At 53.0% G+C, this 20,609-nt stretch carries 15 protein-coding genes and 1 pseudogene; 10 read left to right on the plus strand and 6 right to left on the minus strand.

Features of this window, described 5'->3' with window-relative positions:
• Nucleotides 1–133 precede the first annotated feature (133 nt).
• Together R8377_RS06875 and R8377_RS06880 are read left to right on the plus strand one after the other, a co-directional pair.
• Nucleotides 134–1,741, plus strand: a complete 1,608-nt coding sequence (locus R8377_RS06875) for a glycoside hydrolase family 43 protein (protein ID WP_317642760.1) — start codon at nucleotides 134–136, stop codon at nucleotides 1,739–1,741.
• 59 nt (nucleotides 1,742–1,800) lie between these two features.
• Nucleotides 1,801–3,477 carry a family 43 glycosylhydrolase gene (locus tag R8377_RS06880; RefSeq protein WP_317642761.1) on the plus strand — a complete coding sequence of 559 codons (1,677 nt, stop codon included), beginning with the start codon at nucleotides 1,801–1,803 and terminating at the stop codon, nucleotides 3,475–3,477.
• Between the two features lie 31 nt (nucleotides 3,478–3,508).
• Here the strand turns inward: R8377_RS06880 and R8377_RS06885 are convergent, their stop codons facing one another.
• Nucleotides 3,509–3,973, minus strand: a complete 465-nt coding sequence (locus R8377_RS06885) for a holo-ACP synthase (RefSeq protein WP_317642762.1) — start codon at nucleotides 3,971–3,973, stop codon at nucleotides 3,509–3,511.
• 612 nt (nucleotides 3,974–4,585) lie between these two features.
• On the opposite strand from R8377_RS06885, the gene R8377_RS06890 reads away from it, so the two are divergent.
• The gene (locus R8377_RS06890; protein WP_317642763.1) at nucleotides 4,586–6,970 is read left to right on the plus strand and encodes an InlB B-repeat-containing protein; all 2,385 of its coding nucleotides are present in this window, start codon (nucleotides 4,586–4,588) and stop codon (nucleotides 6,968–6,970) included.
• A 104-nt stretch (nucleotides 6,971–7,074) separates the two neighbouring features.
• On the plus strand, nucleotides 7,075–8,295 hold the full coding sequence (locus R8377_RS06895) for an ATP-binding protein (protein WP_317642764.1): 1,221 nt from the start codon (nucleotides 7,075–7,077) through the stop codon (nucleotides 8,293–8,295).
• Nucleotides 8,296–8,354: 59 nt separating this feature from the next.
• On the opposite strand, the gene R8377_RS06900 is transcribed toward R8377_RS06895, so the two are convergent.
• The 3 genes from R8377_RS06900 to R8377_RS06910 all read right to left on the minus strand — a co-directional run bounded on the left by R8377_RS06900 (nucleotide 8,355) and on the right by R8377_RS06910 (nucleotide 12,055).
• Nucleotides 8,355–9,233 carry an HNH endonuclease gene (locus R8377_RS06900; RefSeq protein ID WP_317642765.1) on the minus strand — a complete coding sequence of 293 codons (879 nt, stop codon included), beginning with the start codon at nucleotides 9,231–9,233 and terminating at the stop codon, nucleotides 8,355–8,357.
• Nucleotides 9,220–10,779: an ATP-dependent nuclease gene (locus R8377_RS06905; RefSeq protein ID WP_317642767.1), complete on the minus strand. Its 1,560-nt coding sequence runs from the start codon at nucleotides 10,777–10,779 to the stop codon at nucleotides 9,220–9,222. The genes R8377_RS06900 and R8377_RS06905 overlap by 14 nt, the downstream gene beginning before the upstream one ends.
• Nucleotides 10,780–10,873: 94 nt before the next feature.
• The gene (locus tag R8377_RS06910; protein ID WP_317642768.1) at nucleotides 10,874–12,055 is read right to left on the minus strand and encodes an ATP-binding protein; all 1,182 of its coding nucleotides are present in this window, start codon (nucleotides 12,053–12,055) and stop codon (nucleotides 10,874–10,876) included.
• Nucleotides 12,056–12,884: 829 nt separating this feature from the next.
• Here R8377_RS06910 and R8377_RS06915 point away from each other — a divergent pair.
• The 3 genes from R8377_RS06915 to R8377_RS06925 all read left to right on the plus strand — a co-directional run bounded on the left by R8377_RS06915 (nucleotide 12,885) and on the right by R8377_RS06925 (nucleotide 16,330).
• Nucleotides 12,885–15,287 carry a leucine-rich repeat domain-containing protein gene (locus tag R8377_RS06915; protein WP_317642769.1) on the plus strand — a complete coding sequence of 801 codons (2,403 nt, stop codon included), beginning with the start codon at nucleotides 12,885–12,887 and terminating at the stop codon, nucleotides 15,285–15,287.
• A gap of 108 nt (nucleotides 15,288–15,395) precedes the next feature.
• Nucleotides 15,396–15,920 (plus strand): TetR/AcrR family transcriptional regulator, encoded by a 525-nt coding sequence (locus R8377_RS06920; RefSeq protein ID WP_317642770.1) that lies wholly within the window; start codon nucleotides 15,396–15,398, stop codon nucleotides 15,918–15,920.
• A 41-nt stretch (nucleotides 15,921–15,961) separates the two neighbouring features.
• Entirely contained in the window at nucleotides 15,962–16,330 is a 369-nt protein-coding gene (locus R8377_RS06925) for a hypothetical protein (protein ID WP_317642771.1), read from the plus strand.
• Between the two features lie 360 nt (nucleotides 16,331–16,690).
• On the opposite strand, the gene R8377_RS06930 is transcribed toward R8377_RS06925, so the two are convergent.
• Entirely contained in the window at nucleotides 16,691–16,900 is a 210-nt protein-coding gene (locus tag R8377_RS06930; protein ID WP_317642772.1) for a hypothetical protein, read from the minus strand.
• Nucleotides 16,901–17,305: 405 nt separating this feature from the next.
• Between R8377_RS06930 and R8377_RS06935 the strand changes: the two genes are divergently transcribed.
• Nucleotides 17,306–17,929 (plus strand): type II toxin-antitoxin system RelB/DinJ family antitoxin, encoded by a 624-nt coding sequence (locus tag R8377_RS06935; RefSeq protein ID WP_317642773.1) that lies wholly within the window; start codon nucleotides 17,306–17,308, stop codon nucleotides 17,927–17,929.
• 663 nt (nucleotides 17,930–18,592) lie between these two features.
• On the opposite strand, the gene R8377_RS06940 is transcribed toward R8377_RS06935, so the two are convergent.
• Nucleotides 18,593–18,817 carry a hypothetical protein gene (locus R8377_RS06940; RefSeq protein ID WP_317642774.1) on the minus strand — a complete coding sequence of 75 codons (225 nt, stop codon included), beginning with the start codon at nucleotides 18,815–18,817 and terminating at the stop codon, nucleotides 18,593–18,595.
• On the opposite strand from R8377_RS06940, the pseudogene R8377_RS07850 reads away from it, so the two are divergent.
• Nucleotides 18,803–18,856: pseudogene (locus R8377_RS07850) on the plus strand (hypothetical protein); the annotation flags it as partial. The gene R8377_RS06940 and the pseudogene R8377_RS07850 sit on opposite strands and share 15 nt — an antisense overlap.
• A gap of 78 nt (nucleotides 18,857–18,934) precedes the next feature.
• Entirely contained in the window at nucleotides 18,935–20,455 is a 1,521-nt protein-coding gene (locus tag R8377_RS06945) for a leucine-rich repeat domain-containing protein (RefSeq protein WP_317642775.1), read from the plus strand.
• Nucleotides 20,456–20,609: the final 154 nt, after the last annotated feature.

The following is a 20,609-nucleotide window of genomic DNA, read 5'->3' on the forward strand; positions in this document are numbered from 1 at the left end:
ATAAACTATACAATGATACTGGTGGGTTAGCTTACATAAACGCCGACGCAGAAGGTCCGTTTTTCGCGATTAACAACGTTGTACACCCTCAAGTATTTGGGAGGCTCACGCTGAGCCGGAAAGAGAGGAAGCCTTGTCTTCACTACGCAGAAAACCACTACGCACGGGGTTCGTGGCCCTCGCAGCCAGCGCTGCCCTACTACTCACAGGCGCATTAGCAGGCTGCGGCAGTACTAATGGCACTAGCAGCAGCGAAAGCAGCAAGACCAAGGCAGCCTCAAGCGCCTCCCTCTCAGAGCCCAAGCGCGCCTCCGTCCACGATCCTTCCATAGTCAAGTCCGGCAACGAATACTACGTATTTGGCTCCCACCGCGCCTACGCCAAGTCCTCCGACATGGTCAACTGGACGCCATTTACCAACAATTTGAGCACCGACTACGAAAAAATCTTTGCAGACATTTGGAAGGATTGGCCCAAGCAGTCCTCCAACCCAGATGTCAAGGGCAATATGTGGGCGCCCGACGTGATCTACAACAAGGCCCTCAAGAAGTGGACCATGTACTTGAGCTTGAACGGGGCCGAATGCCGCTCCGTTATCGTGATGCTCACCGCAGACAAGGTCGACGGCGACTGGACTTACGTAGGCCCCGTGGTCTACTCCGGATTCAATCGCGGCAACTTCTCCTCCACCGACGTAGGCGAAGTCTTGGGCGAAGACGCCGACCTCTCCCGCTACCAGTCCACCACCGACACCGGCATCAACGCCATCGATCCCACAGTCAAATACGATGAAAATGGCGACTTGTGGATGACCTTCGGCTCCTGGTTTGGCGGTATTTGGATGCTGAAACTCGATGCCAACACCGGCTTGCGCGACTACGCCACTACTTACCCCACCGAGCCCAACGCTTCCGACAGCTACTACGGCCACAAGATTGCAGGCGGCTTCGGTAACTCCGGCGAAGGCTCCTATCTGATTCGCGACAAGGACTACTGGTATCTCTTCCTCTCCTACGGCCACCTAGAGCAAAAGGGCGGCTACCAGATTCGCATGTTCCGCTCCAAGTCCATCACCGGCCCCTACCTCGACGAAGCGGGACACCCAGCCGTTTCCACCTCGTCTTCGGCCAACAATTGGACCGACACTACCGGCGTAAAGCTCCTCTCCTCCTACCAATGGTCGGGCAACAAGAAGAACGATATCGAAGTTTCTCAGGGCCACAATTCCGCGCTTGTCGACACGGACGGCAGCATCTACCTCGTTTACCACACGCGTTTTAGCGATAAGGGCGAAGAGCACCAGATTCGCGTGCGCCAGCTCATGCCCACTGCCGACGACTGGCTGGTTGCCGCACCCTACGAATACCGCGGAGCTAAAGCCAATCCCAAGGGTTATAAGGCTGCCCAGGAAGCCGGATCCTATGAGCTCTTGACCCATGAGCAAGACAAGTATTTCAAGGGTCCGCGCAAGGCCACGCAGAAGGATTCCATCGATTACCGCGGCGTCAATAAGCCCCAAAAGATTGAACTCAAGGCCGACGGCTCCATTACGGGCGACGTGCACGGCAGCTGGAAAGCCAGCGAAGGCAGCAATCAGGTAGCTATTGAGCTCACCGACGGCGACCATCCCGGCTCCTACCAAGGCGTTTTTGCCAAGCTCCCGCGCGAAAGTGACGGCAAGCAAGTCATGACCTTCTCTGCTATCGGCTCCAACTTGTGCATCTGGGGCTCCCAATACTGAGGCAAGCAGGTAAACGCTATACACATCGACATGTGCACTAAGAAAGAGAGTGAAGCAGCATGGAAGAGCACGCGGCAGCAGAGGGCGGCAGGGCCTACATCCACGATCCAGCCATTACCAAAGAGGGCGAGCGCTACTACATATTCGGCACCCACCGCCGTTTTGCTTCCAGCTCCGACTTAGTGCACTGGGAACCGCTTGAAAACAACATAACGCGCGACTACGAAGCCATGTTTGCTAAGCTCTGGCAGGCCTGGCCCAAACAGGAAAGCAACCCTAGCATTGCCGGTAATATGTGGGCGCCAGATGTGATTTGGAATCCTGTAATGGGCAAGTGGTGCATGTATATGAGCGTGAATGGCGACCAGTATCGCTCGCTCATTGCCCTACTCACTGCCGACCATCTCGACGGCGACTGGGAGCTGGTTGGACCGGTGATTTACTCGGGTTTTGAGCCGACCAACGTAGAGCGCACCGACGTGCCGCGCGTTTTGGGGGCGGGCGCTGATTTGCAACGTTATCAATCGCTGAGCGACACCCGTATTAACGCCATCGACGCGGGTCTAGAGTTCGACGAGCGCGGCCAGCTGTGGATGAACTTCGGCTCTTGGTTTGGCGGCTGCTGGATGATTCGCCTAGACCCTGCAACCGGCCTGCGCGATTACAAGCAAAGCTATGAGAGCGTGCCCGACGTTTCCGACGCTTACTACGGCATCAAACTGGCCGGCGGATATTGGAACTCGGGCGAAGGCACCTATCTTTTGCATTACGGGGATTGGTGGTATCTCTTCCTATCGTATGGCTGGCTGGGGCGCACCGGAGGCTACCAAATTCGCATCTTCCGATCCCGGAGCATCACTGGGCCCTACCTGGATCAAGATGGCAACCCGGCCGTCTCAACCGCAAAAATGGAGGCCAACTGGGCTTCTGCCACCGGCATCCGCCTACTCTCCACCTATCGCTGGGCTGCCGGACCACGCGAGGCGGCGGGCGTCGAAATCTCCCAGGGCCACAACTCGGCTTTCATCGATGAAGACGGCAGCGCATTCATCGTGTACCACACCCGTTTTGCAGGGCTGGGCGAAGATGACTACCGGACTGAAATACGCCAACTCCTCCCCACCGCCGACGGCTGGCTAACCGCAGCTCCCTTCACCTACCAAGGCGTGCGGGCCGGAGTGGAGAGCGATGCTGTCCGCATAAGAGAATCAGATATCGCCGGAGATTGGGAAATCGTTGTACACCGCCCAGAGACCTTCTTTGATGACGGTCGCGATGAGGCCAAGAACCAGCCCGGAGTAGGTCTGGAAGCAGCGCAAGGCATCAATCAGGCGCTCAAGGCTCAGGTAGGCAGCAATGGCAGATTTGTAATCGAAACTGAGCAGGGAAGCGAAGAGGGGCTTTGGCGAGGGGAAAGCGAGAGCACAGTAAACGAGAGCGAGGTAAAAGAGAGCACAGAAGGCAACGCTGAGAGCAAGGCAGCCGGCAACACTGAAAACAAAGCTGAGGACAGCAAAGCAGAGAGCAGCGCTGAAGGCAGCAAGCGCGCCGATTCTGAAAGCACAGAAGGGAGCCCCCGCACGCAAGGGAACATGGCCCAGATTTGCATCAACTTCCGGGGCATCAGCTACCACACCTGCTTAGCCAGCCTTCCTGACGAAGCCAGCGCCCAGCCCCACTTAACGCTCTCAGGCATTGGCAACAACCAATCCCTCTGGGCAGCCAAACTTAGCTGATAGGAGCCTGACCGAAGGTGCTCGCGCGCTCTCAGTCAGGCAGCCCTAATATCACCACGGCCGCAGCGAGCGGGCCATCGTGGGTGAGCGAAAGCATCCATACCGGGGCCTGCTCCAACTCAAGTGAAGTTATGAGCTCCTTCTCAACTTCCTGAGTCAAATAAACGCTAGGTCGGCCCCGCGAATCGTCTAATATTTCAATACCTGCGTAAGGGAAACGCTCTTGAGAGTAGGGGTCAGGTCTGCTTCCCAAGGCGGAGGACCAGGCTTTCAAAACACTTTCTTTGCCAGCCCAGCGTGCCGCCAAGTGAGGAAGCTCCCCGTCAGCCTTGCTCTGCCCCAGCTGGTCGGCCTGCCGCAGCTCCCGCGCCGAAAAGAGCGACCGTATGCGCGTACCCGTTTGCCCTAGCTGCTCCCCAAAGCCCGCCAGCTCCACCAGGTCGTTGCCCACGCCCAAAACCCGGCCCATACCCTCAAAAGACTCACCATGTTCCATACCCTAAGTATGACCCAACCCCCACACCAACTGCCCAAACCCACTTGCTGGCTGCGGTTTGCGCGATTACGGTTTGCACCGATTGGAGCTCGCATGTTTACAGTTTGCATGCTTGTGGTTTTGGTGGAATGCGGCGGGCTGAGCGGGTGGTAGGATAAGTTTTATAAGCATGCACAAAGTGCTCTACCGCTTGAGGCAAAGGTTGGGGAACCTACAAAAACGCAACGCCTCACACGGCAACACGCAGCACACATATATGAGTTTTGACAGGCCGAGCTCTACGCGGTGCTCACAGGCCTTGCAGAGGGGTTATTATGCGAAACGTACGAGCCATCAGCGCTACCGTACTAGCACTATCCTTGACCATCCTGGGGGGGGGGGTCCGCTAGTTTAACGCACCCAACACTTGCTCACGCAACACCACCCGCGCCCATAACCCCGCCAGCACCGCCAGCCTGTAACATCACGACCGACCCCATATCGCAATGCTTCAGCCCCAGCCTTGGGCGAGCGCTTGCCAGCAGATACACATCCGGCAACACCAGCACGCCACTACCCAGCTATGTAACAACTCTTACAAATTTGGAATTCCGCAGCAGCGCCATCACGGATTTGAACGGAATACAACACCTGACTCAACTCACTCGTTTAGATTTGTGGAACGATCCGAACGCCAGGGGAGAAATCCTCGTTTATAACAATAAACTGACTGACGTAACCCCATTGGCCGCCCTGTCTAATCTCACTTATCTTGACTTGCGAACAACCGGCATCGCCAATCTCAACGGCCTACAGAATCTAACCAATCTTACCGATTTATTGCTTGGCAATATCAGCCATATGAGGCCGTCGCCCTTGGCGTTCAGCGACATCAGCCCGCTCGCAGCGCTCACCAATTTAAAGAGTCTCGACCTGAGCGTCACCACGGAAGACACATACATACTTGATACGCCTAGCAGAATCAGCGATCTGTCGCCGCTGAGCAACATGCCGCGGCTACGCACACTCAAGCTCGTCGGACTCGAACTCACCGACGCAAGCTTCGACCAACTTGCCAGCTATCCAAACCTCGCTAACCTCACGGCCATCACGCTCGGCGGCTACAAAACCGGGAACATACCCAGCAATCTCAACCCCATACGCAAGCTCACCAAGCTGCAAGACATCACCCTCCTCAACTGGAGTATGACTGACTTGAGCCCCATAACCTCAATCACAGGACTCACCCAACTGTCCATCACCAACCTAGGAACAACCCGGGCCAACACATTTGAGCAATTAACCCCACTGTCTGGACTCACCAGCCTAACGAGCCTGAGCATCATCAACGAATACGACAAAGACGAGTCAACCAGCGCGGATATTCAAAGCCCCATTACCGACATAAGACCGCTGCGCAATCTCACAAATCTTCAAAGCCTAACCTTGGACGGGCATAAGATTAGCGACATCAGCCCCTTAAGCGGGCTAACTAGCCTAGGCTTTTTGAACCTAGGCCACAACGGCCCAGGAAATCGTATAAGCGACATCACACCCTTGAGCAACCTCAACAATCTGATGGAATTGTACTTATGTAACAATCAGATTAGCGACATACACGCACTTAGCTCTATACCACGAATGAGGATGCTCGACCTAAGCAATAACCTGCCGAACCGAATGCACTCGCGGCCAGAGTTCAACCCCAATCTTCCCCATAATCAGATTGTCGACATCAGCCCTCTAGCCAGCAATCCTTCTTTAACTCAGCTATGGGCTTCAGACAACCACATTCAAGATGTCACCCCACTGGGCAGCATGAATCAAATAGGACTCGTATGGCTCGAGAATAATCAGATTAGCGACTTAAGCCCCATACAGCATTCGAGCTCCATCTATGGGCTCTTTCTAGCTGGCAACCGTCTTACCGACAGCCAGGTCGGCATAATAGCCCAGATGCCCTTTGCCAGCCACCAGGGCGGCATCAACCAGGTGAGCCTCGGCGACGACATCACCGACATAAGTCCTCTCATCGGCACCTACATCATGTCGCTCACCCTCCAGGGCAGTCATCTCGATGCCGACAAACTCACCAGCACCATAAGCAGTCTGTCTACCTTGAGCGGATTGTACACCCTAAGACTGCGAAACAATGGCTTTACCAACGAGCAATTCCGCCAGATCATGGGCCAAACCAACTTCGGTCCTATGAGCTACTTCGCCGTCACCGGCAGCCATGTCACCGACATCACGCCGGTCATGGATAACGCAGCCAGCCTCAACCGCATGAATCAGATGGATCTATCCGGCAACGAGATCCAAGACATCACCCCCCTCACCAAGAACCTAGGAGCTTTAACGAGCATCACCAATCTCGACATCAGCAATCAGAACGTCCGCCTGCCAGCCAAGCCCGACTTCGATCCGAACAATCCCATGCGCCTAGGGCCAGCCACCATCGACTCGACAGCCACGCCAAAACGCTACGCGCCCATCGACCCCACCAAACCAAGCACGCCGGCAGGCAGCAGCTACGACGCCAACACCGCTACCGTCACATGGCCGGCCACCCTACCCGGCGACTATGCATACAGCTTTAATTACGAGGACAGGCTACCTCACGGCGATTTCAAATTCTCCGGTACCATCGCTCAGGAGGTGCCCGGCATCACCGTCAGCTTCGACCCCGACGGCGGCAGCCCCAGGCCAGCTGACCAGTACCTCCACATTGGAGAAAAAATCGGCATGCCCAGCGGCCCCCACAAACCAGGATTCGTTCTCGGCGGCTGGACCGACAGCGGGACCGGCAGCATGTGGGACTTCGCCAACGATACCGTCAGCGCAAACATCACGCTCAAAGCCTACTGGACCACGCCCATGAACCTGCCCAGCGCAGGCAGCATACCCCTCGCACGGCTCAGCGGCCTCACCATACTCCTCAGCTCCGGAGGAGCCCTCGCCCTCTACACCCACATACCCCGCCGCTCACGAGGCAAACACTTATCCAGCAAACAATAAAATACCCACATAAACAGATTCTTGTATGAAAGAAAATCTCCCCTAATCCTAGAGTTTTCTTTTCATACAAGAAAAACTCTGTAAAAGCGAGTATAATTTCTTGTATGGAAGAAACTGACAAGCAGCTGGTTGATCGCCCTCTCTATGTGGACCGTATCATGGAGTTCGCCGATACGGACTTGATTAAGGTGCTAACCGGGTTACGCCGTAGTGGCAAGTCGGACCTGCTCAAACTCGTACGCCGCCGCCTGATTGCGCAAGGTCGGAGCCGCGAGCAGTTCATCTCCCTCAATTTTGAAGACTACGCCCTAAGCCCCTTACGCGATGCCAGCAAGCTCTACGCGCACTTGGAAGAGCGCATCGCCAAGATTTCCGGCAAGCCTTACATTTTCCTCGACGAAATCCAAGAAGTGCCCGGCTTTGAAAAGCTCGTAAACTCCCTGCGCGTCGCCCACCAAGCCGACGTCTACATCACCGGCTCCAACTCCTCCCTACTCTCCGGCGAGCTCGCCACCTACCTAGCTGGGCGCTATGTACAATTCACCGTTTACCCCTTCGGATTCGCAGAATTCCGCGCAGCCCGCCAATCCCTAGGCGCCGATGACTCCTTCAAGGCCTTCTTGCAGATGGGCGGCATGCCATTCGCTGCCAGCGGCAATCTGAGCGAGGAAAGCCAGCGCACCTACCTTACTGACATCTACCATTCAGTCGTTTTGAAAGACATCGTGCAGCGCTACCGTATCCGCGATATCGCCTTGCTGGAGCGCATTGTCCGCTTCGCACTCAGCAACGTGGGCAATGTCATTTCGGCCAACTCCGTCGCCTCATATTTGAAGTCCGAGCGCATCGAGCTCAGCAGCCAGACCGTGCTCAACTACTTGAGCTACTGCCAGCAGTCCTTCCTCTTGGAGCGCCTGGACCGGGTTGACATCATCGGCAAAAAGCAGCTCAAAACCCTGCAAAAATACTACGTGGCCGACCTCGGACTGCGGCAGGCAATCCTCGGCGACGGGCAGACGCAGATTCAAGGGCTGCTGGAGAACGTGGTCGCACTCGAAGGCCTACGCCGCGGCTACCAAGTGAGCGTAGGCACCGCCGGCAGCCAAGAAGTCGACTTCATCTTCCGCAAAGGCGAGCGCAAACACTACATCCAAGTCGCCTACCTACTAGACTCCCCCGAAACCGCCGACCGCGAATTCGGCGCCTTCGCCCCAATCCGCGACTCCTACCCCAAAACCGTCCTAACCCTAGACCCCATCCCCCAACCCCGCAACGGCATCTCCCACCGCCACATCGAAGAGTTCCTCCTCGGTAATGATTGGTGAACAAACCGCAGGTAACTCCATTTCTATATCTTGCCTATAACTAGATGTGTTGATGTTATTTACTGGCTTATCCCCAGCCATTTAGGCATACTTTCATAACAGAACCAGTCGCTCTTTAGCGCTGCTTTCAGAGCCCATTTTTGATAGTAATTTTTATTGCCGTAATCATCACAATACTTATATTTCCTTTTTAAAATCTTTCTTGCAGGATTTTTTTTGTCACGGTATTTATCCCAGAGTTCGCAGAATGAAGTACTCCAAGAATTGCAATCATCAACCCACAGTTCAGAATATTGCTCGGAAATTTTCAGGGTTGAGAAGCTATGTCGTAATCTCTCAAATTTTTCTTTACTCCAACCACTTGGCTTAACCGCTGTGACCGAAAAGATAAAAGCGGGCAGTTTGCCTTTTTCCGTTGGAGTCTCTGCTATAGAAACTGTGAGCCAACGCTCATCATCAAAATCCTCGATATAGGGGTTAAAAAGGACAGTCTCAGCCTGCTGGGCAGTAAATGCTGTAGCTCGTTTTACACCATTACAGCGTTGGCAACATGGGATTAAATTCAAAGGAGTCACCGACAAGTATTGGTAATCAGCTTTGGGAAGGTAATGATCAAGCTGATTCGCATGATTAACGCCACAATACGGACATCGCATATTCCCTTTAATCTGCTCAAATTCTCCAAGCCTGGATCGTTGACGTTGATATAATGCCTTCGCTACGTCATTGTCGTCTTTCGAACTACCAGAAAAAGAGGCTTTGTTTATTTGACATATTGACGATGCTCCATTGCGGACAACATTCTCGTATGTAGCAGAGGCTGAAAGCATGGGTGCTATCAACCGTTCAGCAGATTTTTTATTACTCTTGCTGCTCCTATCTACGCATTTTCTAATGAGATTTTCTGCCGAAAGAGTCGGCTCATCAATCCTCTTCATCAGACAAGTCCGTTTCTTCTTGCTCCATCAAGGTCAGATACGATAAGGCTTCACTCCCCAATTGCCCGGAAAAATCATCCTTGACTTCAGAGTATCCACGCCCCTTATCTGTCTCCTTTTTGAGAAGACTATAAAAACCAGTCTTCGTAGGATCGTATCTGAAAATCTCTCGAGTTAGTACAGCAAGATTTTCCCCGAAAGTCTCTAAATCTGGTTCCCTTACAGAAGTATGGCCTTCTTGTCGTTCAATTATTTTTACAGATGACGCTGGAATCTCTTGAACCACTATCGGAGAATGCGTGGCAATAATTACCGCACCGTTCATTTCGGTCGCCAAATCAGATAAGGCACGGATCCATGCACTAAGCAAAGGAGGATGCAAGAATGACTCCGGCTCATCAAGAAGAAGCAGCGAACCTTCTCTCATATACCGCGCAGCAACAGTCATAGTCAGCAGTATCGCCTTTTCACCTGTACTAAGAATTTCAAATCGATTTTTTAATCTCTCAGTTATGTCGTTTATGTCCAGCTCATGGCTTCCATTATTATCTGTTTCATCTTCCGGATTATATAATTCCATACCAAACAGATTCCCCCAAAACGGTTCCGATATCGTTTCAAGCATATGTTTTAGACGATCCCTCGAGGAAATAACAACTTGGTCTATTTGGTCGGAGAAATCCTTCAAGTTATTGATTTGCGCAAGAGTGAACTGTGTTATTAAATCCTCTCCCCTCTCTTTATTAAGGCGAACAATCATATCCTTCTCCACGAACTCACCATCGAGACTGCTTGAAGAAACGAGCACTAGATTAGGGAATTCATTATCTTCATCATCACCTGTAAAAGTGAGATCCGCATGTGACTCCCCTACCTGCCACTTGTAATACTGCTCAATTATAGTTTTTAAAATACGAGTTTTACCTACTCCATTCTCTCCGATTAAAGCTTGAACGTTTGTTGGTGGTTTTGAATCATGTTTCAAACTAAACGAAACTGATTTCGTGGAACAACCGTTATCTAAATCTTTACCTTTTCGATTAAATGTTACTGAAAACTCGTAATTAACTTTTTCTTCTTTCCCTATCGCTATCCTGTGATATTGACGTTTAACCGTCGCTAGTGGAATAGTGCGCAATAGTGATGTATGCAAAACATCTTCATCTTGGAAACGGTCAATTAGGGGTTTTTCATATGCAATGTCCCTCAGCGCAGTCATCACTTCCTTTGCAATCCCTGCTCCATGCGCATTTAAATTCTTGTAATACTCGATATCTTGCCCCAAAGAGAAGTAGGAGTCATCCAACACTTCAAATTGGTCAGGGAGCCTAGTTACCATGCCTTTACCAAGCCCCATATTAGACATACCCGATCTTCCAATTTTTACATTTGAAATTGCTATAGAACGTTTATGCTCGACAAGATACAGACAAAACATCGTTACATAGTTGTAGTCATTCCATCCGTCCTTCTCAAGCAGACAATAAGGTTCCTCTACTCCAGGTTCAGGACCCGTTTGCTTTCTCTCGCGCACAAAAAATCGCATAACTCAAACACTTCCATTCAACCGTATTCCCGGTTCTCCTTTATCAATATTTTCTAAGACCCCTCAAATAAGAGTATTTAGTATTTTATTTCACCTATTCCCCCTCCACCAACTGGCCTAGGTCGGAGAGGGTTAGGACTTGGCCGTGGCGGGTGGGGAAGGATTCGGGGCCGCCGTAGACTAGGACGCGCTGCTCGGGGGGGATGCCCATGAGGTCGCCCAGGGAGTTGATGGTGGCGAAAGCGTGGGGATTGTAGGTGGCAGAGGCTTTGACTTCTACTAGGTAGCGAATTTGGCCGCCGTGCTCGATAACGAGGTCGACTTCCTTGCGGTTGGAGTCGCGCCAATAGTAGAGCTGGGGCCGTTTGCCCTGATTGTAGTAGTGCTTGAGCAGCTCGGAAACCACCAGATTCTCGAACAAGTGGCCGCGCAGAGGCTGGTTGAGCAGTAGGTCTTCGCTGGAAGTCAGGCCAAGCAAATGGCAGGCTAGGCCCGTGTCGTAAAAGTAGAGCTTGGGCGTTTTGACTAGGCGCTTGCCAAAGTTGCGATAGTAGGGCCGCAAGCGGAAGGCAACGAACGACGCTTCGAGCAGGGAGAGCCAATCCGACGCCGTGGCAGGGCTGATTCGAGCTTCGACCGCCAGCGTTGAACCAGCGAAAAGCTCACCAATTCGGGTGGCACACAGACTCAGGTAACGCTCAAAATCAGCGATTTTTCTTACTCCCAGCTCGTCTCGAATATCGCGCTCCAAGTATGTCTGAATGTACGCCTGGAAGAAGTCGCTAGACGGCACGCCGCTGGCATATAAACGCGGGTAGCCACCCTTGAACATGTAGTCGTCGACTGAGACAGGCACTTGGCCAGACCGGCTCGCTTCGGCGTAGGAGAAGGGCAGCAGGTGCGCAATCCCCACTCGCCCAGCTAAGGACTGCGAAATCGTCTTGAGCAACAGAAAATTCTGCGAGCCCGTCAGCACGAACTGACCTGGCTCGTTAGTTTCATCTACGATTTCTTGCAAGTAGGAGAACAAAGACGGCACGCGCTGGGCTTCATCGAAAATGACATGACTGCGGTATCGGGCAAGAAAAGCGCGCGGATCGTCGAGCGCCAACTGGCGGGCATCCGGATTTTCTAGCGACACATACTCGAAGTCGCTAAACAGCTGTCGGGTCAACGTTGTTTTACCGCTCTGTCTCGGACCAGTTAAGCTCACCACCGGAAACCACTGCATATACTGAGAGAGCACCGGCCCAATAACCCTTGAAACAAAAGCCATCTCAGCCCCTTACTTACAATTCAGCATAATCCCTATTTACAATTTAGCATAACCTCTACTTACAATTTAACATAACCTCTGCTTACAATTTGGCATAGAAACGAAATGGAAATCCAAATACTCAGCAGGCACTCCAGATGCCGCATCTTTCATGTGACCTACTACACAACAGCTGTGTTCAATTGAAACGCTGAAAACAGGGCAGCAAGTTTGGTAGACTGGCTTGTACAGGCTTTAAGCGCTGTATAGCAGGGATTCCGAATTAACGTTTAAGCGTCATGCAATGGCGTCGGCCCCTGCAGGGGTAGGCTGCCGAAAGACGGCCTACCTTTTACATTAAAGACATTGATTTGACCGTTTGCTCTCCCGCATTTTTACAGCACAGACGAACGAGTCCATAGGATTCAGGCACAGGGGTGCAATTCGGTGGTTGTAGGGTTGGGTTTTAGCGGGGTAGCCTGGTGTGAGGTTTAATGTTTGTTGTGGTGCCTTCGGTTGGGGAATCTTTTGGGCACGATAGTTTGTAGCGATGGAACGCTTGGCTCTTGCCCGTTTCAGAAGAAGGGGTGTTGTATGCGCGGGGTTCGTGGGTTTAACGCTATGGTTCTTGCCCTAGCCTTAACTGTCCTGGGGGGGGGGGTCCGCTAGTCTAGCGAACCCAGTAACTGCCCACGCAACACCACCCGCACCCATAACCCCACCAGCACCACCAGCCTGCAACATCACAAGCGACCCCATATCACAATGCTTCAGCCCCAGCTTGGGCCAAGCTCTCGCATATCTTTATACGGGAAGCAACACCGGTGTTCCGCTGCCCGGAGCCAGCTCCATGACCCGTCTTGAACTCCGATCGCAACACGTCACGGATTTAAGCGGCATCCAACATTTGACTAGTCTTACCAATCTTGACTTCAGCAGCATCGGTGGCACAAGTATGGCTGATTACAACGCAATAACCGACATCACACCTTTGGCAGCTCTAACCCATTTAACTTCTCTGAATCTTTCTGGCACCGCAGCCCTCTACCTGACTAATCTGAACGGTCTGCAAAACCTGACCAAACTCAAGACATTGCAACTTGGCAATAGCTCGATTTGGCGTTTACAACCTCTGGCTTTTACCGACATCAGCCCGCTCGCAGCCCTCACCGATTTGGAAACCCTCGATCTCCATAATCGTTCGGTCTATCTTTTAGATACGCCAAGCCGCATTCAGGATTTATCGCCACTTAGCAACCTTACGAAACTAACCACATTAGATCTCATAGGACTTGAGCTAGACGACACCAGCCTCAACCAAATCGTCAGTTATCCAGCCTTGCACAACATAACCACACTGCGTCTAGGCGGTTACCGAAGCGGCAGAATTCCCACCAACCTCAATTTTCTCAACCGTCTTCCGAATCTGAAAGACTTAACCTTCAATAACTGGGGAATTACCGATTTCAGCATACTGAATTCGCTATCAACATTGACCGACTTGTCCATAATTAACTGGGGAACGGTGCGAGCAAACAATTTCAATTCCCTCGATTTCATCTCCAACCTCACCAACTTGAACAGTCTCCTCATCAGCAATGATAGAGATGCGGATCAGCCAGCGAACTTAGACATAAACGGCAACCTCAGCGATATTTCAGCACTGAGCAGCATGCATAACTTACGGAATCTGACCATTACCGGGCAGAAGGTAAGCGACATAACGGCCCTCACCAACCTCACCAGCCTCACCGAGATCAACTTCGGAACGGGAATAATGAGCACTGTCGGCAATCTGGTAAGCGATCTCACACCGCTCGCAGGACTCACAAACCTAACAACATTACAATTAGACAACAACAATATAAGCGACCTAAGTCCACTGGCAGGACTCACAAACCTACAAGCCCTTTACGTCGGGAATACTCAGCCGGGCCACACCCCTTCTCTGCCAGATTACAATCCTGGACTAGCTCACAATCACGTTAGCGACGTAACCCCGTTAGCAGGACTCATACAGCTCGGACAGCTCTGGCTTCCTGACAATCAAATCACCGACATCACCCCTTTATCCGGACTCAATAATATCTACAACCTTTTCTTGCAAAACAATCAAATCCGAGACCTTACACCGATTGGGAATACACCTGCGGCTCAATTCTGGGTATATGGTAATCCCCTAGACAATGCCCAGATGGGTATTGTCTCTCAAATGCCGAACCTTCACTTTTTAGGAGTGGGAGACGATAGCCTCACCGATATCACCCCGCTCACCAGCATGAATCTCACTCAGCTTACTCTTCAAGGCAGCAATCTCGACATCAGCAGACTATCCAGCAACATCAGCCAATTCCGGACCCTCAGAGATCTAGCCTTGCAAAAGAACAAATTCTCCGATCAACAGTTCTCGCAAATAATCAGCCAAGCAAATCTCAACTATATTACTACTCTGTCGGTCACCGGCAGCCACATAACCGACATCACACCCATAACCGACAATGCCGCCAAGTTCAGCAACATGTCATACCTAACTATGAGCGATAACGAAATAGCAGACATCACGCCACTCACCATTCACATGTCTGATCTGCCAGGAACCATTACCATCGACATCAGTAAGCAACGCATCCGATTGCCAGACAAACCCGACTTCGATCTCAACACTCCCATGAGCTTAGGGCCTGCCACCATCGACTCAGCAAGCACGCCCAAACGCTACGCACCAGCGGACTCAAATGATTTATCAACACCGCTAGGCGGAGGATACAGCCCTGCCACTGGCACTATGACATGGCCTGCAACCCTGCCCGGCACTCACAACTTCAACTTCTACTACGCGGAAGCACTTAGTCTAGGAGGAAACCTCACTTTCTCCGGCACCATAACCCAAGGCGTGCCCGGCATCACTGTCAGTTTCGACCCCGACGGAGGCAGCCCACAACCAGCAGTCCAATACCACCATGTAGGCGAAAAAGTTGACCTGCCCATTAGCCCAAGTAAAAACGGAGTCCTCCTCGGCGGATGGACCAATAGTGAAACCGGCAGCATGTGGAACTTCGGCAGCGACACCGTCAGCAAAGACATCACCCTCAAAGCCTACTGGACCACACCAATGACCCTCCCCACCGCAGGAGCAATACCCCTCACCCGGCTCAGCGGACTCACCATACTCCTCACCTCCGGCGGCGCCCTCGCCCTCTACATACTCATGCCAAAGCGCTCACGCGGCAAACACTTGTCACGTAGGCGATAGGCAAAACTCATACTCATTACACCGTTTTTTGCGGGTAGCGAGCAGTACTTGTCTAACTTGATATTCTATTTTGACTATTTAGTCAAATATTGTGCTAGAGTGCTGAGTATGGGAAGACATAGAAGCTTTGATGAAGGGGCGGTGCTCAAGCAGGCGCGGGCGGTGTTTTGGGCGCATGGGTATGAGGGCAGCTCCGTGGACGACTTGGTGGAGGCCACCGGGCTCTTGCGCGGGAGCTTGTACTCCACCTTTGGCAGCAAGCGCGGCATATTCCTGGCGGTTTTGCGGACAAGCTTACTGCCGGGCGAGACCAGCAGCGAATCGCTGGGCATGGCCCTGGTGGCAATGATGGAGCTCTCAGCGAGCGACCACGAAGTCCATGCCCTGCTCACGGATTACCTTGTCTCACTGCCTGAATCCGAGCAACCCGCAGCCGTGGCCAGACTATTAGGTCAACAATTGCTTGAGCGAGCTGACCTGCAAGCAGTTGGCGCCGCGAAACTGAATACGGAGCGGAACGATGTGTCAGAGACTCCAGCAGTAACGGCAAAGCGCTACGGTGAGCACGCACACGTCAGCAAAACAGCGAATCAGCAGACAATACAGCCGCTCGAAAGCAGCACCAAACTCTAGACATCACCAAATAAGTAATCACAAATCACAAGGAGATTGCCATGAGTTACAGCAACGACGTGGAATTGAGCGAGACGACCCTCGTGGTGGAGCCGCGGGGCATCAACAAAGTGCTCGCCCTCAAGGGTCGGCTCGAAATACCGCTGGAGCATATCCTCGGTGCCACGGAAGATCCGGGCATTCTCGACCAGCCCAAGGGCCTACGCGACCCAGGCACGGCGGTGGGCGGCAAGTGGGCCGGCACCTTCGTGCAAGACGACGAAAAATCTTTCTGGAACGTGACCCGCCCCGAGCGCCCGGTCGTCATCCAACTGGTCGGCGAGCGCTACGCCCGCTTGATCTTAGGTGTAGAGCACCCCCGCGAACTGGTGGACCATATCAACGCCCTTCTCGTCAGCAACCAGCAGTAGCAACAGGAGCCAGCAGGAGTGACCGACAACCGCTACAGCAGTCCGGTCACAATGCCTGCTATTCTGCCGATCCTCAACCTCTACTTGCAATTCAACATAAGGTCTACTGATAATTCAACATAGGCCCTACTTACAATTTGGCATACAGGCACGTCGCCAACCGCTCCGCCCCACTGCACCCGGTATGTGTACCTATCCTGCGCCTTCGTCATCTCTCGCCCCTCAATCTGTCAATGGCCGCTAGAACCCGCCGAACCTGGTAAGCGTTCGTGTCCCCATATTCATTCCGAAATCTCAGCGGCGGAGCACTTTCCTTATAAACGCAATACGCTGCCCAGGAGCTCTTCCACATATTTACACTCATGCGCTGTGCAGCACGTCCTTCATCGCTTGCGCACCGCCAGCGTAATGCACCGGCGATGCCTCGGCCTCCTGCATATCGCGGTCAAGACCCGAGACTCTGGCCTGCAATTCTTCCTCGACTATGTTGTCAAAAAAGGCTCGCGTCTGCTCGGGAGCGAGCGAAACGAGGCCATCATCGGGGCTGTCCTCGTCATTCAAATTATGCATACGTACTTACTCCAGCTCAGTCTTCGTCAGCCCCCCACGCCGAAGGCTCACCTCACCATGTTCCAAATCAGGAGAATCCACCGGAACCGTAGAATCCGCCCTCGCAACGGCAGCGACCATAAGAGCCCCTTCCCACGAATTTCCCATCATTTTACCCGACTTCTCTCCGAGCTGCTACGCACAGAGCACACTTCTTGATCCTCGTTCTTCACGACGAGAGTTCGCTTCTTTTCTCAACAGATAAGCAAAAATAAAAATCGATGCTGAAATTCATAAAATCCTGGTTGAAATCGCGTAATTCATAGTGTTTACGCGCACATTCCCAGTTTTGCGGGCGTAGCAAAAAATCCCAAATCTAAGCGGAGCATCAATTTGGACGCATAGAGATGTTGAAAGGAGTTTAAAATGAACCTCACTCTAGACAACATCCTGCAGGATATAATCTGCTTAGCTCTCATCTTCACAGGTGCGCTGATAGACAAGATCTGTGAACATATCATTGAAAGACTGCTGACATGGTTGGAGCAAGCATGGGAAACCCGACTCACAAAAATCAGACAGCATTTTTTTCATGCCAAGCATGCAAAAAAGAGGATCTCATTATCTGCTGCGTCTACAGAAAAACCTATTCATACCGATAATGACAATCTGGCAGCAAACACAGCTCAAATGCCATACGATCGGCATACAATTGATGGCATGGCTACTACTACTATTCGCATGAATGACGAGCTCAAGGCGCGGGCGAGCGCGGTTCTGGAGTCGATGGGGTTGAACTTTAACACGTTTGTCAACATGGCCAGCGTGCAGTTAGTCAACCAAAAGCGCATCCCTTTTGACATCATCGAACCTGGCAGCACCGCCCCCGCCGTGGGTCACACTGCCGCCAATAGCATCCGCTTCGAGTGCACCAGCGACGACGGCTACCCCATAGTTGCTATCCCTAGCGGCCTAGTTTTCGAACCCCGCCGCAGCAAGGACGGCACAGCAGTACTGCCCAAAGAATGGAAGGACGATGCTGAGCAGTGAATATGCGCTGTTTACATTGGTGTGATTGGTAGCAGGCGCGGGCTTTGCTGGGGCGATGCTAGACTAGTGAACAAAAGTAGGGCTTCTAGAGCCCTGTGCGCGCCGGGTTGGGGAATCTGAGGCGCGAGCATAATACGGTTACGAAGATGAGGAATCGGCGCGGATACGCGGGGTTCCGGGTGAATAAGGGGTAACAGATGCGTCGGGTACGCAACATCAGCGCCATGGTCTTAGCGCTAACCTTAACTGTCCTGGGGGGGGGGGTCCGCTAGTTTAGCGCGGCCCACACTAGCCCACGCTGACCAATCAGCACCCATAACACCACCCGCACCACCAGCCTGCAACGTAGCAACCGACCCCATCAGCCAATGTTTCAGCCCAAGCCTGGGTCAAGCCCTCGCCAACCAATACACATCAGGCAACATCAACACCCCACTGCCCAACACCGCACTCATCACCAGCTCCCTGGATTTTAGTGATTGCGGAATCACCGACCTGAGCGGCATCCAATATTTCAGCAATCTTCAAACGCTCTCTTTAACCAATTCCAACTCGTTCTCAGGAGTTGCGCCCAACCTGCTCCGAGACCTTACGCCGCTAAGCGCACTCACCAACCTCACAGGACTCACGGCATGGAACTGCGGCATCCGCAGCCTCAATGGCTTACAAAACCTCACCAAGCTTAAAGCACTCGACCTGCAAACCAATTACATAAAAAATGCACGCGGCTCTCTTACCTATGAGAATTTCAATGACTACACCGACCTCAGCCCCCTCTCGGCGCTCACCCGACTTGAAAAGCTCGATCTTTCCCGCGAAATCGTCATACACGACGGCGACAGCAGGCCTGGCAACCTCTCCAATATTCAGCCCCTGTCCAGCCTTCATTCACTCGTCGAACTCTTCCTCGGCGGCAATCAAATCAGCGACGTGCGCCCGCTCAGCTCCCTAAGCAATCTGAAAACGCTGCACCTCGGCAGCCTATGGCTAACCACCAGCGGCAATATGGTAAGCGATCTCAGCCCCTTAAGCGCTCTGCCGAATCTCATAAGTCTAAACGTGTCAAACAATCAAATCACGGATCTCAGTCCGTTGTCCTCGATCACGAGCTTATCCATCTTGTTCGCAGGCAACTTATCCGGCAACTACATAAGCGGATCTACTACGAATAAGCCAGGCAATCGCATCACCAGCCTGGCGCCACTTGCCAGCCTCACCAACCTCACCAGACTCTGGTTCAGCAACACGGGCGTCGGGTACGACAAGGCCCAGCCCGGCTATGATCCCAACAAGCCAGGCAACCGCATCACCGATCTCAGCCCACTGACCACGCTCGCCAACCTCAGAGAGATCAGCGTTGACGGACAGCAGACCCTCACCGACCTCAGTCCCCTCGCCGCACTCACCAACCTCACAGCCATAGCGGCGGGGTCGAACAACGTCACCAGCATCACATCCCTGGAACACCTCACCAACCTCACAACACTCTTACTGGACAGCAACCATCTGGGAGACGACGTCTTCGCCACCATCCAGAACATGCCCAATATCACAAGTTTAGGTCTGGGTGATCAGATTACCGACATCAGCCCCATCACCAACCTCAATCTCCAATTTCTAACGCTCTCCGGCAATCACGGCATCACCGACTGGAGCCTGCTCGCCCGCAACATCGGACAATTCCCAAGACTCGAAGGGCTCACTCTCGCAGACGACAGCATCGACACCGCAGCATTCAACACCATCGTCCAGGAAGGCAACTTCAGCAAACTTCATTTCCTCAGCATGCCGAGCAATCAGATCAGCGATGTCACGGCGGTGCGCCAGAACACAGCCAAATTCAGCAACCTCTGGGCATTCAACGTCAGCAACCAGAACTTTAGCCTGCCAGACAAGCCCGACTATGACGAGCACACGCCCATGAGCCTGGGAGCGGCCACCATCAACAGCGCCGTCAGCCCGGCCCAATACGCCCAGCCCAACCCAGACATGCCATCCCGGCCCGCCAAAGGCCAGAGCTTCGATGCCAACACCGGCATCATGACATGGGACAAGACCATGCCAGGCGACCACCAGTTCAACTTCTACCACTCCAGCCCGATGGGCTTCGGCAACTTCGTCTACTCCGGCAACTTCTCCCAACGAGTGCCCGGACATCTGGTCAGCTTCGACCCCAACGGCGGCAGCCCCGCCCCCGAAGACCAGGCCCACCACACCGGAAATCTCGTCACACCACCAAGCCGACCTACGAACGGCAACCAGATCATCGAAGGCTGGTACGACACCGCCACCGCCACCAAATGGAACTTCGCCACCGACACCGTAACGGCCGACATCACCCTCCAAGCCCACTGGATACCAGCAATGAACCTCCCCAGCGCAGGAGCCACGCCACTGGCACGACTCAGCGGCGGCGCCCTACTAGCCAGCAGCGCAGGAGCACTAGTCATCTCACTGCTCTTGCCGCAACGCCGACGCCCAGCACCTGCCCGAAAGAACTACAACCAACGAAAGAGCAAACGCTGACAGAAAGAGATACTGCCTGCCCTAGGACGGAGGGCTTATACCCACTGTACAGACTCCATCACGCCTGCTATGGAGCGGCAGACGTCCTCGAACGATATGTCTTGAGCAAACTCGTTGCTCTTACGATAAGCCTGCCAACGTTTGTGCGCTGCTT

This window comes from Bombiscardovia apis (assembly GCF_033095945.1).
GTDB classification, from domain to species: Bacteria; Actinomycetota; Actinomycetes; order Actinomycetales; family Bifidobacteriaceae; genus Bombiscardovia; species Bombiscardovia apis.